This window comes from Acinetobacter halotolerans (assembly GCF_004208515.1).
GTDB lineage: Bacteria > Pseudomonadota > Gammaproteobacteria > Pseudomonadales > Moraxellaceae > Acinetobacter > Acinetobacter halotolerans.
Genome location: NZ_SGIM01000033.1, coordinates 1 through 623 on the forward strand (window position 1 = coordinate 1; position 623 = coordinate 623).

Consider the following 623-nt stretch of genomic DNA (forward strand, 5'->3'; position numbering starts at 1 on the left):
GTTTGAGCTTTGGATTGATAAAACGCCAACCCATAGTCGTGTCTTCAATCTTTTGGCTACGTCCAAAAGCACTGTCTGATTTCCCCATCACATAGGGTGCACGGCTCATGCTTTCGACACCACCCGCAATGATCAGATTTGCTTCACCTGCTTTAATCGCACGTGCTGCCATGGCAATCGCATCTAAAGATGAACCGCACAAACGGTTCACTGTGGTTGCCGGTACTTGATACGGTAAACCTGCTAACAGCGCAGACATACGACCGACATTACGGTTATCTTCACCTGCTTGATTGGCACAGCCATAAATCACATCATCGACTTGTTGCCAATCCACGGTTGGATTACGTTGCATTAAGGCTTGAATCGGAACTGCACCGAGGTCATCTGCACGTACAGGGGCTAAACCACCTGCATAACGTCCGAATGGAGTGCGAATCGCATCAATGATATAAGCGTTTTTCATATTGTTTTTCCCTTAGATTTACCCAATTTCCCTCTCCTTTTAGGAGAGGGCTAGGGAGAGGTCAATCTATCCCTGTGTCGCATCAATCAATTGAGCGCCTGTCAAAGCCTGTAATTCGTCAAAGCTCAGACCATCCACTTTCTCAATCACTTTTAAG

General features: G+C 46.5%; 1 protein-coding gene and 1 pseudogene. Both read right to left on the bottom strand.

The window, feature by feature from the left end:
• A partial coding sequence (locus EXE30_RS15745) for a thiolase family protein (protein ID WP_265937119.1) occupies positions 1-466 on the bottom strand: 466 nt, incomplete at its 3' end.
• A 66-nt stretch (positions 467-532) separates the two neighbouring features.
• Positions 533-623 (bottom strand): annotated as a pseudogene (locus EXE30_RS15750) (3-oxoadipate CoA-transferase); the annotation flags it as partial.